Raw genomic sequence first — 13647 nt, 5'->3', positions numbered from 1 at the left:
CGCACCCTTGCTGGCGGAGGTCTAGAGGAGTACCGGAGATGACCCCACAATCGATCAAGACCGTCGAGTTCGAAAAGCCGAACCTGTCGGATGCCGAAAACGCCACTGGCGGTAGCTGCGTGGCCCATGCCTGGGCCAAGGTGCCGCCGGTGCTGACGCCCGACGAGCGCCAGTCCCTGAAGACACGTATTCGCCGCCTGCTCAAGGAGCGCAATGCGGTGCTGGTGGCGCACTATTACGTCGACGCCGACCTGCAGGACCTGGCCGAGGAAACCGGCGGCTGCGTCTCCGACTCCCTGGAAATGGCCCGCTTCGGCCGCGACCACGAGGCCCAGACCCTGGTGGTGGCGGGCGTGCGCTTCATGGGCGAGACCGCCAAGATCCTGAGCCCCGAGAAGACCGTGCTGATGCCGGACCTGGACGCGACCTGCTCGCTCGACCTGGGTTGCCCGGCCGACGAGTTCGCCGCCTTCTGCGATGCGCACCCGGACCGCACCGTGGTGGTCTACGCCAACACCAGCGCCGCCGTGAAGGCGCGCGCGGACTGGATGGTGACCTCCAGCATCGGCCTGAAGATCGTCGAGCACCTGCATGCGCAGGGCAAGAAGATCCTGTGGGCGCCGGACAAGCACCTGGGCAGCTATATCCAGAAGCAGACCGGTGCCGACATGCTGCTGTGGCAGGGCTCGTGCCTGGTGCACGACGAGTTCAAGGGCATCGAGCTGGACCTGCTGCGCCGCGAATTCCCCAACGCCAAGATCCTGGTGCATCCGGAATCGCCGGAAAACGTGGTGGCGCAGGCCGACGTGGTCGGCTCCACCTCGCAGCTGATCGAGGCCGCACAGAAGCTGGACGCGACCGAGTTCATCGTCGCCACCGACAACGGCATCCTGCACAAGATGCGCATGGCGGCGCCCGGCAAGCACTTCATTGAAGCGCCCACGGCCGGCAACAGCGCCACCTGCAAGAGCTGCGCGCACTGCCCGTGGATGGCCATGAACGCGCTCACCAACCTGGCCGAGGTGCTGGAAACCGGCCGCAACGAGATCCATGTCGACCCGGTGACCGGGCGCCAGGCGGTGACTTGCATCAACCGCATGTTGGACTTCGCCGCCGCGCAGAAGCGCAATGTGCGTCCGTCGGCAGACCTGGCCAAGGAACAGGCGCTGTTCCAGGGGATTGGCCCGGCATGAGCGTGAACCCGATTTTCGACAGCTATGGCCCGGCGCTGCAGGCCGCGCTGCAAGCCAATGTGCAGGCCGCCATTGCCGAGGATGTCGGCAGCGGCGATCTGACCGGCCTGCTGGTACCTGCGGCCAAGGCGGCGCGCGCACGCGTGATCGTGCGCGAGTCCGCCGTGCTATGCGGCCAGCCCTGGTTCGATGCCTGCATGCGTGCAGTCGACCCGGCGCTGGAAGTGCGCTGGCTGCAGCAGGAAGGTGCCCGCATGGCGCCCGATTCGGTGGTCTGCGAGATCACCGGTCCGGCGCGCTCGCTGCTGACGGCGGAGCGCCCGTCGCTGAATTTCCTGCAGCTGCTGTCGGGCGTGGCCACCGCCACGCGCCGCTATGCCGACCTGATCGCCGGCACCCGTGCGCGCGTGCTGGATACGCGCAAGACGCTGCCGGGCCTGCGCCTGGCGCAGAAGTACGCGGTCCGTATCGGCGGCGGCGAGAACCAGCGGCTGGCGCTGTACGATGGCATCCTGATCAAGGAAAACCACATCGCCGCGGCTGGCAGCATCAGCGCGGCCATGCAGGCGGCGCTGGCGCTGGATACCAGCGCGTCGGTGCAGATCGAGGTGGAAACGCTGGCCGAGCTGGAAGAAGCGCTGGCGGCCGGCGCGAATTCGGTGCTGATCGACAACTTCACCGTGCCGATGATGCAGGATGCGGTCAGGCTCAACCGGGGCAGGGCGCTGCTGGAGGTGTCGGGCGGCGTCAATGCCGACACCATCCGCACCTTTGCCGAAACCGGCGTGGACCGGATCTCGGTCGGTGCGCTGACCAAGGACGTGCGGGCGACGGACTATTCGCTGCGGATCATCGGCTGAGGCTTCGCGCGATACCAGAAAAACGGGGTGGGGCCTTGCGGCGCCACCCCGTTTTTCTTTGCCTGGCCGCCGTCAGCGCTTCCTTGCGGCTGGCGGCTGCATCACCGTCGGCAGCGCCTTGGGCAGTGCATCCGGATAGTCCCGGCTGAAATGCAGTCCCCGGCTTTCATGGCGCGAGTAGGCGCTGTCCACGATCAGCGAGGCCACCTCGACCAGGTTGCGCAGCTCCAGTAGGTCGCTGGTGACACGGAAGTGGGCGTAGTACTCGGCGATCTCCTCGCGCAGCAGGCCGATGCGGTGTTGGGCGCGTTCCAGGCGCTTGCTGGTGCGCACGATGCCGACGTAATTCCACATCATGCGGCGCAGCTCGTCCCAGTTGTGCGACACCACCACTTCCTCGTCGGCATCGGAGACGCGGCTTTCATCCCAGGCCGGCAGCGCGATGTCCGGCAGGCCGGCCTTGTCCTTGGACGAAATGTCCTCGGCCGCGGCGCGGCCGATCACCATGCATTCGAGCAGCGAGTTGGAGGCCAGCCGGTTGGCGCCGTGCAGGCCGGTGCACGCGGTTTCGCCGACGGCGTACAGGTTGCCGATATCGGTGCGCCCGGCGGTGTCGGTGACCACGCCGCCGCAGGTGTAGTGGGCGGCCGGCACCACGGGAATCGGTTCGCGCGTGATGTCGATGCCGAACTCCAGGCAGCGCGCGTGGATGGTCGGGAAGTGTTCCTTCAGGAAGGACTCGGGCTGGTGGCTGATGTCCAGGTAGACGCAGTCCAGGCCGCGCTTCTTCATCTCGAAGTCGATCGCGCGCGCCACCACGTCGCGCGGCGCCAGTTCAGCGCGCGCATCGTGTTCGGGCATGAAGCGGGTGCCGTCGGGCAGCTTGAGCAGGCCGCCTTCGCCGCGCACCGCTTCGGAGATCAGGAAGGACTTGGCGTAGGGGTGGTACAGGCAGGTCGGGTGGAACTGGATGAATTCCATGTTCGACACCCGGCAGCCCGCGCGCCAGGCCATGGCGATGCCGTCGCCGGTGGCCGTATCCGGGTTGGTGGTGTACAGGTAGACCTTGCCGGCACCGCCCGCGGCCAGCACGGTGTGCGTGGCGGTGAGGGTATGCACTGCGCCGGTGCTGTCGTCCAGCACGTACAGGCCGTAGCAGCGGTTGCCCGGCAGGCCCAGCTTGCGCGAGGTGATCAGGTCGATCGCGAAGTGGTCTTCCAGGATGGTGATGTTCGGATGCTGCGTCGCCTGCTGCAGCAGCGTGCTGACCACGGCGTGGCCCGTGGCGTCGGCGGCGTGGATGATGCGCCGGCGGCTGTGGCCGCCCTCGCGCGTCAGGTGGAAGCCCAGTTCGGCCTGCTCGTCGCGCGTGAACGGCACGCCGCGGTCGATCAGCCACTGGATGGCCTCGCGCCCGTGCTCCACGATGAAGCGCGTGGCCTCTTCGTCGCACAGCCCCGCACCGGCGACGAGCGTGTCCTGCGTATGCTCGTCATGGCTGTCGCCGGAATCCAGCACGGCGGCAATCCCGCCCTGCGCCCAGTCGCTGGCGCCCTGGGTCATGGCGCGCTTGCTGAGGATGGCCACCCGGTGGGTGTCGGCCAGTTGCAGTGCGACCGTAAGGCCGGCCAGGCCGCTGCCGACGATGGCGACGTCGAAATTCATGATGCGGAGATGCGCCGGGGGGCGCTTGGCAGATGGGGGAAACGGGAAAGTCTACACCTGCCCGCCATGCCGTGCATCAGTGCCGCGGGTGCGGTGGTCGCCTATCGCACCAGCACCGCATGGACAAAACAAAAAGCCCCGCGGCATGGCGGGGCTTTCTGGCGGGAACCGGGATCAATTACTTGATCTTGGTTTCCTTGTAAGCGACGTGCTTGCGGGCGACGGGATCGAACTTCATGATCTCCATCTTTTCCGGCATGGTGCGCTTGTTCTTGGTGGTCGTGTAGAAATGACCCGTACCTGCGGTCGATTCCAGCTTGATCTTGTCGCGGCCGCCCTTGCTTGCCATGATGTGCTCCTAATTAGACTTCGCCGCGTGCGCGCAGGTCGGCGAGCACGGAGTCGATGCCTTTCTTGTCGATCAGGCGCAGGCCGGCGTTCGAGACGCGCAGGCTCACCCAGCGGTTTTCGGATTCAACGAAGAAACGACGATTCTGCAGGTTGGGCAGAAAACGGCGCTTGGTCTTGTTGTTTGCGTGGGAAACGTTGTTGCCGACCATCGGCGCTTTCCCGGTCACTTGACAGACGCGTGCCATGAAGCACTCCTAAATCTTCTATTCGTGGACAATGTTCGCAACAGATCAACAAAAGGCGCGCGGGCCCGGACTGCAGCGGTTGAGACTTCAGCAAAACGGGCATTATAGACCGGATTCCCTCGCCGAATCAATGCCTTCTGTGCTTTGACGTTATCTGGTGTTGCTGCGCTGCCGGTGCCGTGGCGTTGGCGTCACAGCCCGGGCGGGCGGTCGCGGCAGTCGGCCAGCGGTGGTGCCGCGCGGGTGGTTGTGCGCGCCGATGATGCCGGCCGCATTATGCACCAGCGCCTGGCGCGCCACCTCGCGCGGGTAGACGGCGGTGCGCGTCAGGGTGCCGCGGAACAGCTCCTCGCTGGCCACCATGCGGTTGGGCGGATCCAGGAACAGGCACAGGAACACCTCGTGCGGCAGCGATGCCAGCGTCAGGCGCAGGTAGTTGCGCACCGCCGCCGGGGAGTCGAAGCCGGTGGGCAGCCGCAGCGATTCGGCCAGCGCGCGCCCCTCGGCCGCGAACAGGGCTGTCAGCGAGCCGAAGCGGTGCAGCAGCTCGCGTGCCAGGTCCACGGCACTTTTGCCGGCCGCGCCCACGCGCAGCAAGATGGCCAGCAGCTCGGCGTCGGACAGGGCGGCGGCGCCGCTTTCCAGCAGTTTCTCGCGGGGCCGCTCGCAGGCGGGCCAGTTGGCAATGGTCATGAGCACTCCAGGGTAGTCACGCCGTGATGAGGGTGAGGCCGGGCCCGGGGCGGCGGGCGATGGGCCAGTCGAATACAATACGGGTTGTTGACCGGTTGATCACCCATGAATTTGCAAACTTTCGCGTCGGAAACCGACGGCGGCACGGCTGGCCGCAAGACTGTCCAGGCTGACTCTTTCCTGACCCTGCACTACAGCATCGCGCTCGAGAACGGCACCGAGGTTGTCAGCACGTTCGAGGAGAAACCCGCCACGCTGCTGCTCGGCCAGGGCCAGTTCGCGCCGACGCTGGAGCAGGCGCTGTTCGGCATGCCCGAAGGCGAGCGCATGACCTACCGGCTAGCGCCGGAGCAGGCCTTTGGCCCGCGCAACCCCGAGCTGCTGCAGTGGGTGTCGCTGGCCACGCTTCGCGAGAACAGTTCGTTCGAAGAGGACTACAGCCCGGGCGACCTGGTGGAGTTCAACGCGCCCGGCGGCGGCAAGTACGCGGGTGTGCTCAAGGAGATCGGCGAGACCGCTGCGCTCTTTGACTTCAACCATCCGCTGGCCGGGCAGACCATCCTGTTCGACGTGCAGCTGATCGGCATTCTCTGAGCACGCCGCACGCGTGCCGAACCATCCTGATACCGCAGCATGCCTGACCTGACCCTCGCACCCGACGCAGAAATCCTGATGGCGCAGCCGCGCGGCTTCTGTGCCGGCGTGGACCGTGCCATCGAGATCGTCGAGCGTGCGCTCGAGCGCTTCGGCGCGCCCATCTACGTGCGCCACGAGATCGTCCACAACGCCTATGTGGTGGCCGACCTGCGCCGCAAGGGCGCGGTGTTCGTGCGCGAGCTCGACGAGGTGCCCGCGGGCGCCACCGTCATCTTCAGCGCCCACGGCGTGTCGCGCGAAGTGCGCGCCGATGCCGCCGCGCGCGGGCTGCACGTGTTCGATGCCACCTGCCCGCTGGTGACCAAGGTGCATGTCGAGGTGAGCAAGATGCGCGCCGAGGGCTGCGAGATCGTGATGATCGGGCATCGCGGCCATCCGGAAGTGGAGGGCACCATGGGCCAGGCCAGCGGCGGCATGCTGCTGGTGGAGTCGGTGGCCGACGTCGCCACGCTGCAGGTTGCCGACCCGTCGCAGCTGGCCTACGTGACCCAGACCACGCTGTCGGTGGATGAGACCCGCGAGATCGTGGCCGCGCTCAAGGCGCGCTTCGCGCAGATCCGCGAGCCCAAGAAGCAGGACATCTGCTATGCCACGCAGAACCGCCAGGACGCGGTGAAGTTCATGGCGCCGCAGGTGGAGGTGGTGATCGTGGTGGGCAGCCCCAACAGTTCCAACTCCAACCGCCTGCGCGAGCTGGCCGAGCGCCTGGGTGTGCCGGCCTATATGGTGGATGCCCCCGAGCAGGTGCGCCCCGAATGGATCGCCGGCAAGCGCCGTATCGGCCTGACCGCCGGCGCTTCGGCGCCCGAGGCGCTGGCCCAGTCCATCGTTGACCGCCTGCGCGAACTTGGTGCGCGCCAGGTGCGGCCGCTCGACGGCATTCAAGAGAACATGGCGTTCCCGCTGCCGCGCGGACTGCTGCCAACCAGCGCCGCCGCCTGATGGGTGCGGGCTGCGCCCGCCTGCCAGCCTTGCCTTGAACAAGGGCGCCGCTTGATGCGGCGCCCTTTGTCTTTGGTGCGCCCGAATTGCAGCCGGCCGGTGCGAATAATGCACGAGGATGGTGCCGGTAATAACATGGCTGTCCTGCTGACCAGACAAATCAGGGTAATCCCCGGGTCTGGGGTTTTCCCTATTATGGTGCGGCGCTACATTCTGCACATTAGAGATGGGCGCAACTGAATTTAAATGAAACACCTAATTAATAAAGGCGCATTATAGGTGGTGCTGGCGATGCTTATACGCCTCACCGGGCGGCGCAGGCACGATTCTTGTAAGTAGGTGAGGCGGCCGCGTCATGTGAGCGGGAATTGCCGCAATCTGTGCATTGGGGAAATTCCCTAGCTCATTTGGTCGGTAAATGGTTAAGGATGTTGCGTCGCGTATTGCATCGACTAAGAAAGGGGATACAATGCGCGCGTTTCAAATTGAAACTAAACAAAGGCGGTCCAGGGAAACGTCCGGGAGGCGTTGAAAATCCCTGTCTTCGTGAATCCTAGGAGATCACTCATGCAAATCACGTTTGCCAAGATTCTGCCGATTGCGGCCGCAGTGGCGCTCGTAGCAGCTTGCGGCAAGAAGGAAGAGAAGCCGGCTGATGCGGCGTCTTCGGCGCCGGCTGCAGCAGCTCCTGCAGCGGGCGGCGGCGAAGTCGTCGTCAAGATCGGCCATGTGGCACCGCTCACCGGCGGCATTGCGCACCTTGGCAAGGACAACGAAAACGGCGCCCGCCTCGCCGTGGAAGAAGTCAACAAGACCGGCCTGGAAATCGGTGGCAAGAAGATCAAGCTGGAACTCGTCGGCGAAGACGACGCAGGCGATCCGAAGACCGGCACCGCCGTGGCGCAGAAGCTGGTCGACACCAAGGTGGTGGCGGTGGTCGGCCACTTGAACTCGGGCACCTCGATCCCGGCCTCGAAGATCTACAGCGATGCCGGCATCGTGCAGATCTCGCCGTCCGCGACCAACCCCGACTACACCAAGCAGGGCTTCAAGACCACCTTCCGCGTGGTGGCCACCGATGCCCAGCAGGGCCCGGCGCTGGCCAACTACGCCACCAAGAGCCTGCACGCCAAGAGCGTGGCGATCGTCGACGACGCCACCGCCTACGGCAAGGGCCTGGCCGACGAGTTCGAGAAGACTGCCAAGGCAGCCGGCGTGAGCGTGGTGGCGCGTGAAGCCACCAACGACAAGGCCACCGACTTCAAGGCCATTCTGACCAAGATCAAGGGCAAGAAGCCGGACGTCATCATGTACGGCGGCATGGACGCCACCGGCGGCCCGTTCGCCAAGCAGGCCAAGGAACTCGGCATCGGCGCCAAGATCGTCGGCGGCGACGGCGTATGTACCGACAAGGTGGCCGAACTGGCCGGCGATGCGGTCTCCAACATCATCTGCTCCGAGGCAGGTCTGGCGCTGTCGAAGATGGAGAAGGGCGCCGAGTTCGAGAAAAAGTATCAAGCCCGCTTCAATGCGCCGGTGCAGATTTACGCCCCGTTCACGTATGACGCGGTGATGGTCATCGTCGACGCCATGAAGCGCGCCAACTCTGCCGAGCCGGCCGCCATCCTGGTCGAGATGCCCAAGACCAACTACAAGGGCCTGATCGGCAACATCGCCTTCGACGAGAAAGGCGACATGAAGGAAGGCACCATCACGCTGTACGAGTACAAGGACAAGAAGAAGTCCGTGCTTGACATCGTGAAGATGTAATTCGGGCTTACCCGCCCGAATGTATGGACGGCACCGTGAGTACCTTGCGGTGCCGTTATTTTTAGCCTAGCCATATGTAATAGCGCCCTTACCATGGGCCGAACGCGGCAGGCCGCTTACCAGCAACCACCTTACCCACCACACCACTCATAAACACCAACGCCCACCCTGGCATCTACACTATGCCGAGCGGTCGGGGCAGAAGCAGGAGTTTTCATGGATATCTTTATCCAACAGATCGTGAACGGCCTGGTGATTGGCAGCATCTATGCGCTGATCGCACTGGGCTACACCATGGTCTACGGTATTCTCGGCATCATCAACTTCGCCCATGGCGACGTACTGATGATCGGCGCGCTGACCGCCCTGTCAGCCATCCTTGGTCTGCAGAAAATTGCCCCGGGGCTGCCCGAATGGCTGACGCTGGTCATCGCCACGCTGGTCGCCATGCCGGTCTGCGCCATGCTTTCGTTCACTATCGAGCGGGCCGCCTATCGACCGCTGCGCAATGCGCCGCGGCTGGCCCCGCTGATTACCGCGATCGGCGTTTCCATCATCCTGCAGACAGTGGGGATGATGATCTGGTCGCGCAATCCGCTGACCTTCCCGCAACTGCTGCCTTCCGCGCCGATCGATATCGGCACGACCGGCGCCACCATCACCGGTAAGGAGATTGCGATCATCGCAATGGCAGTGCTGGTGATGGGAGGCCTGCTGCTGCTGGTCAACCGCACCAAGCTCGGCCGCGCCATGCGCGCCACCGCCGAGAACCAGAAGGTGGCCGGCCTGATGGGCGTCAACCCGAATTTCGTGATCTCCGCCACCTTCATGATCGGCGGCACGATGGCCGCGCTGGCTGGCGTGATGATGGCCACCAACTACGGCAACGCCCACTTCTACATGGGCTTCATCCCGGGACTGAAGGCGTTTACCGCCGCGGTGCTGGGCGGCATCGGCAATCTGGCCGGCGCCATGGTCGGCGGCATGCTGCTTGGCCTGATCGAAGCACTGGGCGCCGGCTACATCGGCGACCTTACCGGCGGCATCTTTGGCTCTAACTACCAGGATGTGTTTGCCTTCATCGTGCTGATCACGGTTCTGGTGTTCCGTCCGTCCGGCCTGATGGGCGAACGTGTTGCCGAGCGCGCCTGAGGAGAGAGAATCCATGAATACCCCGATTCCATCCACGGCGGTGGTTGCAGCACCGTCCCGAGTACCGGCCAAGACCCTGGCTGCGCTGCTGTCCTTCCTGGTGGTCGCCATGTGCGCGCCGTTCCTCGTGCAGACGCTGGGCGGCAATTACTGGGTGCGCGTGCTCGACTTTGCAATGCTGTACATCATGCTGGCGCTTGGCCTGAACATCGTGGTGGGCTTTGCCGGCCTGCTCGACCTGGGCTATATCGCGTTCTACGCGGTGGGCGCTTATCTGATGGCCTTGCTGGGCTCGCCCCATCTGGCCAACCAGTTCGAGGCAATCCACGCCCTGTTCCCGCATGGGTTGCACCTGAGCATGTGGTTTGTGCTGCCAATCGCTGTGCTGGTGGCAGCCACGTTCGGCGTGCTGCTTGGCGCACCGACGCTCAAGCTGCGCGGCGACTACCTGGCTATCGTGACACTGGGCTTCGGCGAGATCATCCGTATCTTCCTGAACAACCTGGACCGTCCGGTGAACATCACCAACGGCCCGAAGGGCGTCACCGCGATCGACCCGGTCCATATCTTCGGCTTCGACTTTTCCAAAACGCACGAGATCTTTGGGCTCAAGTTGACGCCGGTGTTCATGTACTACTACCTGCTGGTCGCGCTGGTGATCGTCATCGTGTTCGTCTGCCTGCGCCTGCAGAACTCGCGTATCGGCCGTGCCTTCGTGGCGATTCGCGAAGATGAGATCGCCGCCAAGGCGATGGGCATCAATACCCGCAACATCAAGCTGCTGGCCTTCGCCATGGGGGCCTCCTTCGGTGGTTGCTCGGGTGCCGTGTTCGGCGCTTTCCAGGGTTTCGTCTCGCCCGAATCGTTCACGCTGTGGGAGTCCATATACGTCCTGGCGATCGTTGTGCTGGGCGGCATTGGCCATATCCCGGGCGTGATCCTGGGCGGCATCTTGCTGGTCGGCTTCCAGGAGCTGCTGCGCGTGGTGGCCGAGCCGGTCCAGCACGCCATCTTCGGTCATGTAGTGGTCGATGCCGAAGTGCTGCGCCAGCTGCTGTTCGGCCTGGCCATGGTGGTGGTGATGCTGTACCGCCCGGCCGGCTTGTGGCCGTCGCCGCGCAAGGAAGACCGGCCGGTGGTGCGCCGTGCCGGCACCGTGGGCCGTTTCTGAGCAAGAGGACGAATAATGAGTAATGACAACTTCCTCCTGTCGGTACAGGGGGTCAACAAGCGTTTCGGCGGGCTGCAGGCCCTGTCGGAAGTGGGCCTGCAGATCAAGCAGGGCGAGATCTACGGCCTGATCGGGCCGAATGGCGCGGGCAAGACCACCTTCTTCAATGTGATCACGGGCCTGTACACACCGGACTCTGGCGAGTTCGTGCTGGACAGCAAGCCTTACCAGCCCACCGCGGTGCATGAAGTGGCCAAGGCCGGCATCGCCCGCACCTTTCAGAACATCCGCCTGTTCGGCGACATGACCGCGCTGGAGAACGTGATGGTGGGGCGCCACGTGCGCACCAAGGCCAATCTGCTGGGCGCGGTGTTTCGCCCGCCCTCGGTGCGGCGCGAGGAAGAGGCCATCGAGGACATGGCGCACGACCTGCTCGAATATGTCGGCATCGGCAAGTACGCCAACTTCACCTCGCGCAACCTCTCCTATGGCCACCAGCGCCGGCTCGAGATTGCCCGCGCGCTGGCCACCGAGCCCAAGCTGCTGGCGCTGGACGAGCCCGCGGCCGGCATGAACGCCACCGAGAAGGTTGAGCTGCGCGGCCTGCTCGACAAGATCCGCTCCGATGGCAAGACCATCCTGCTGATCGAGCACGACGTAAAACTGGTGATGGGCCTTTGCAATCGCATGACCGTGCTCGACTACGGCAAGGTCATCGCGCAGGGCCTGCCGCATGACGTCCAGAACAACCCGGCGGTGATCGAGGCCTACCTCGGCACTTCGGCCCACTGACGGGGGAGCCGCAAATGAATGACATAGTATTGAAGATCTCGGGCCTGAAGGTCGCGTATGGCGGCATCCAGGCAGTCAAGGGCATCGACCTCGACATCAAGGACGGCGAGCTGGTCACGCTGATCGGCGCCAACGGCGCCGGCAAGACCACCACCATGAAGGCCATCACCGGCCTGCAGGGCTGGGGCGGCGGCGATGTCGAGTACATGGGCAAGTCCATCAAGGGCGTACCCAGTTATGCGCTGCTAAAGCATGGCATGGCGATGGTGCCGGAAGGGCGGGGCGTGTTCGCCCGCATGACCATCACCGAGAACCTGCAGATGGGCGCCTACACGCGCAACGACGAGGCCGGCATCAAGGCTGACATCGACCGCATGTTCGGCATCTTCCCGCGCCTGAAGGAGCGTGCCAACCAGCTGGCCGGCACCATGTCCGGCGGTGAGCAGCAGATGCTGGCAATGGCGCGCGCGCTGATGAGCCAGCCGAAGCTGCTGCTGCTGGACGAGCCGTCGATGGGCCTGTCGCCGATCATGGTCGAGAAGATCTTCGAGGTCGTGCGCGACATCTCGGCGCAGGGCGTGACCGTGCTGCTGGTGGAGCAGAACGCGCGCCTGGCGCTGCAGGCTGCGCACCGCGGCTACGTGATGGAGTCGGGCCTGATCACCATGAGCGGGGACGCCAAGGAGATGCTGGACGATCCGAAGGTGCGGGCGGCTTACTTGGGCGAGTAAGGGGCTAACGGTTTTGGGTGCTCCAAAGCCATTCGAACCCGCCTAAGCAAGGTGTTCTCCCTCTCCCCTCATGGGGAGAGGATTGTGGTGGTCTAATTTCCTCGGACAGGTCGATAGGAGGACAATCCGGAATCGACGAGGAAAAAAGATAGATGACAAGAAGGCGCCGACAATTTGACGCCAGCTTCAAGCTGGAAGTAGTACGGATGGTGCGAGACCAAGGATTATCGGTCAGCGAGGTTTGCCGGTCGATGGAGCTTGGTGAGACGGCCGTTCGGCGCTGGATGGCGCAGTACGATGCAGAGTGCGCCGGCGGGCCTGGCGTGGGCAAGCCGCTGACGGCGGAACAGCAGCGCATCCGGCAACTGGAGGCGGAGAATCGGCAACTGCGCGAGGATAACGCCTTGCTAAAAAAAGCCTCGGCCTTCTTTGCGCGGGAACTGAAGTGAGCTACCGGGTGGTAGCCCACTTGCAACAGGAGGCCGTATCGGTCAGTAACGCCTGCCGGGTATTGCAGGTGAGCCGCTCGGGCTACTATGCGCACCGCCGCGCCAAGCCAAGCATGAAGACTCTGCAGGAGCAGACCCACGTCAAAGCGGCGTTCGCTGCGAGCGGCGCCAGCTACGGCAGCCGGCGTGTCATGCATGCGGTGCGGGAACAAGGGGTGCGCCTTGGCCGCTACCGGATTCGTAGGCTGATGCGCGAAGCGGGCTTGCGCGCGACCTGGAAGCGTAAGTTCGTGTCGACGACTGACAGCAAGCACACGCTGCCAGTGGCAGAGAACGTGCTGGACCGGCAATTCGACGTGGCCGAGCCGAATCGGGCCTGGACTTCGGACATAACGTATATCCGCACGGCTCAAGGCTGGCTGTATCTGGCGGTCGTGCTGGACTTGTACTCGCGCAAGGTCGTGGGCTGGTCGATGGCGCCGACCATGCCGGCCGACCTGGTGATGTCGGCACTGAGCATGGCGCTGCAGCAGCGAAGGCCAGCGCCGGGACTGGTGCTGCACTCGGATAGGGGCAGTCAGTACGCGAGCGCGGAGTATCAGACCTTGCTGGCACGCCATCAGATTGTTTGCAGCATGAGTCGAAAAGGCAATTGCTGGGATAACGCGGTGACGGAACGGTTCTTCCTGAACCTGAAGATGGAGCGCGTGTGGCAGCGTCAATACGCCAACCACGCCGAGGCACGGCGCGACATCACCCAGTACATCGTTGGTTTCTATAATCCGGTGCGCTTGCACTCAACCCTGGGGTATCTGTCGCCCGCTGCCTACGAGGCGAAATCGATAGAAAAAGAACCTATCTGCCTGTCCGAAATAACTTGACCACTACAGGTTGGAGTGAGGGGTGGTCTAGCCAGGAACCACATCAAGCAGGGCCAACGGTTTTTTATAAGCTCGTAGCGCTGGCAAACGCCTGC

The 13647-nt window shown here is 64.2% G+C and carries 14 protein-coding genes; 10 read left to right on the top strand and 4 right to left on the bottom strand.

Annotated elements, in window-relative coordinates:
- Window positions 1-38: 38 nt before the first annotated feature.
- Together nadA and nadC are read left to right on the top strand one after the other, a co-directional pair.
- Complete coding sequence (nadA, locus tag CNE_RS14600; protein WP_013957872.1) at window positions 39-1193, top strand: quinolinate synthase NadA; 1155 nt, start codon at window positions 39-41, stop codon at window positions 1191-1193.
- Window positions 1190-2053 carry a carboxylating nicotinate-nucleotide diphosphorylase gene (nadC, locus tag CNE_RS14595; RefSeq protein WP_013957871.1) on the top strand — a complete coding sequence of 288 codons (864 nt, stop codon included), beginning with the start codon at window positions 1190-1192 and terminating at the stop codon, window positions 2051-2053. Before nadA ends, nadC begins: the two co-directional genes overlap by 4 nt.
- A 72-nt stretch (window positions 2054-2125) precedes the next feature.
- Here nadC and nadB read toward each other — a convergent pair whose 3' ends face one another.
- The 4 genes from nadB to CNE_RS14575 all read right to left on the bottom strand — a co-directional run bounded on the left by nadB (window position 2126) and on the right by CNE_RS14575 (window position 5007).
- Window positions 2126-3718, bottom strand: coding sequence for an L-aspartate oxidase (nadB, locus tag CNE_RS14590; RefSeq protein ID WP_013957870.1), 1593 nt, complete (start codon window positions 3716-3718; stop codon window positions 2126-2128).
- Between the two features lie 178 nt (window positions 3719-3896).
- Window positions 3897-4067, bottom strand: a complete 171-nt coding sequence (rpmG, locus tag CNE_RS14585; protein WP_010814980.1) for a 50S ribosomal protein L33 — start codon at window positions 4065-4067, stop codon at window positions 3897-3899.
- A gap of 13 nt (window positions 4068-4080) precedes the next feature.
- A complete protein-coding gene (gene rpmB / locus CNE_RS14580) occupies window positions 4081-4314 on the bottom strand; it encodes a 50S ribosomal protein L28 (RefSeq protein ID WP_006575661.1) in 234 nt (77 codons plus the stop codon).
- A 150-nt stretch (window positions 4315-4464) separates the two neighbouring features.
- On the bottom strand, window positions 4465-5007 hold the full coding sequence (locus CNE_RS14575) for a UPF0758 domain-containing protein (RefSeq protein WP_013957869.1): 543 nt from the start codon (window positions 5005-5007) through the stop codon (window positions 4465-4467).
- Window positions 5008-5112: 105 nt separating this feature from the next.
- Between CNE_RS14575 and CNE_RS14570 the strand changes: the two genes are divergently transcribed.
- The 8 genes from CNE_RS14570 to CNE_RS14530 all read left to right on the top strand — a co-directional run bounded on the left by CNE_RS14570 (window position 5113) and on the right by CNE_RS14530 (window position 13552).
- A complete protein-coding gene (locus CNE_RS14570) occupies window positions 5113-5601 on the top strand; it encodes an FKBP-type peptidyl-prolyl cis-trans isomerase (protein ID WP_013957868.1) in 489 nt (162 codons plus the stop codon).
- Window positions 5602-5640: 39 nt separating this feature from the next.
- Window positions 5641-6606: a 4-hydroxy-3-methylbut-2-enyl diphosphate reductase gene (ispH, locus tag CNE_RS14565; protein WP_013957867.1), complete on the top strand. Its 966-nt coding sequence runs from the start codon at window positions 5641-5643 to the stop codon at window positions 6604-6606.
- A 567-nt stretch (window positions 6607-7173) separates the two neighbouring features.
- Entirely contained in the window at window positions 7174-8376 is a 1203-nt protein-coding gene (locus CNE_RS14560; RefSeq protein ID WP_013957866.1) for a branched-chain amino acid ABC transporter substrate-binding protein, read from the top strand.
- A gap of 216 nt (window positions 8377-8592) precedes the next feature.
- On the top strand, window positions 8593-9528 hold the full coding sequence (locus tag CNE_RS14555; protein ID WP_013957865.1) for a branched-chain amino acid ABC transporter permease: 936 nt from the start codon (window positions 8593-8595) through the stop codon (window positions 9526-9528).
- Between the two features lie 13 nt (window positions 9529-9541).
- Complete coding sequence (locus CNE_RS14550; RefSeq protein ID WP_013957864.1) at window positions 9542-10699, top strand: ABC transporter permease subunit; 1158 nt, start codon at window positions 9542-9544, stop codon at window positions 10697-10699.
- 15 nt (window positions 10700-10714) lie between these two features.
- The gene (locus CNE_RS14545; protein WP_013957863.1) at window positions 10715-11491 is read left to right on the top strand and encodes an ABC transporter ATP-binding protein; all 777 of its coding nucleotides are present in this window, start codon (window positions 10715-10717) and stop codon (window positions 11489-11491) included.
- 14 nt (window positions 11492-11505) lie between these two features.
- Window positions 11506-12222 (top strand): ABC transporter ATP-binding protein, encoded by a 717-nt coding sequence (locus tag CNE_RS14540; RefSeq protein WP_013957862.1) that lies wholly within the window; start codon window positions 11506-11508, stop codon window positions 12220-12222.
- Between the two features lie 152 nt (window positions 12223-12374).
- Window positions 12375-13552 (top strand): IS3 family transposase gene (locus tag CNE_RS14530; RefSeq protein WP_202947886.1). Its coding sequence is split into 2 segments (ribosomal slippage): window positions 12375-12642 and window positions 12642-13552, totalling 1179 coding nucleotides; the frame shifts between segments, so codons are not numbered across the junction.
- Window positions 13553-13647: the final 95 nt, after the last annotated feature.

This window comes from Cupriavidus necator N-1 (genome assembly GCF_000219215.1).
GTDB classification, from domain to species: domain Bacteria; phylum Pseudomonadota; class Gammaproteobacteria; order Burkholderiales; family Burkholderiaceae; genus Cupriavidus; species Cupriavidus necator.
The sequence above is the reverse complement of the archived record's forward strand: the minus strand, read 5'-3'. Positions and strand labels throughout refer to the sequence as shown.

What these genes read in the sequence shown, in the direction of transcription:
- CNE_RS14570 (WP_013957868.1), top strand. Translation starts at nt 5,113, where the DNA reads ATGAATTTGCAAACTTTCGCGTCGGAAACCGACGGCGGCACGGCTGGC.
- CNE_RS14575 (WP_013957869.1), bottom strand. Translation starts at nt 5,007, where the DNA reads ATGACCATTGCCAACTGGCCCGCCTGCGAGCGGCCCCGCGAGAAACTG.
- rpmB (WP_006575661.1), bottom strand. Translation starts at nt 4,314, where the DNA reads ATGGCACGCGTCTGTCAAGTGACCGGGAAAGCGCCGATGGTCGGCAAC.
- CNE_RS14545 (WP_013957863.1), top strand. Translation starts at nt 10,715, where the DNA reads ATGAGTAATGACAACTTCCTCCTGTCGGTACAGGGGGTCAACAAGCGT.
- CNE_RS14540 (WP_013957862.1), top strand. Translation starts at nt 11,506, where the DNA reads ATGAATGACATAGTATTGAAGATCTCGGGCCTGAAGGTCGCGTATGGC.
- nadB (WP_013957870.1), bottom strand. Translation starts at nt 3,718, where the DNA reads ATGAATTTCGACGTCGCCATCGTCGGCAGCGGCCTGGCCGGCCTTACG.
- nadA (WP_013957872.1), top strand. Translation starts at nt 39, where the DNA reads ATGACCCCACAATCGATCAAGACCGTCGAGTTCGAAAAGCCGAACCTG.
- CNE_RS14550 (WP_013957864.1), top strand. Translation starts at nt 9,542, where the DNA reads ATGAATACCCCGATTCCATCCACGGCGGTGGTTGCAGCACCGTCCCGA.
- CNE_RS14560 (WP_013957866.1), top strand. Translation starts at nt 7,174, where the DNA reads ATGCAAATCACGTTTGCCAAGATTCTGCCGATTGCGGCCGCAGTGGCG.
- CNE_RS14555 (WP_013957865.1), top strand. Translation starts at nt 8,593, where the DNA reads ATGGATATCTTTATCCAACAGATCGTGAACGGCCTGGTGATTGGCAGC.
- ispH (WP_013957867.1), top strand. Translation starts at nt 5,641, where the DNA reads ATGCCTGACCTGACCCTCGCACCCGACGCAGAAATCCTGATGGCGCAG.
- nadC (WP_013957871.1), top strand. Translation starts at nt 1,190, where the DNA reads ATGAGCGTGAACCCGATTTTCGACAGCTATGGCCCGGCGCTGCAGGCC.
- rpmG (WP_010814980.1), bottom strand. Translation starts at nt 4,067, where the DNA reads ATGGCAAGCAAGGGCGGCCGCGACAAGATCAAGCTGGAATCGACCGCA.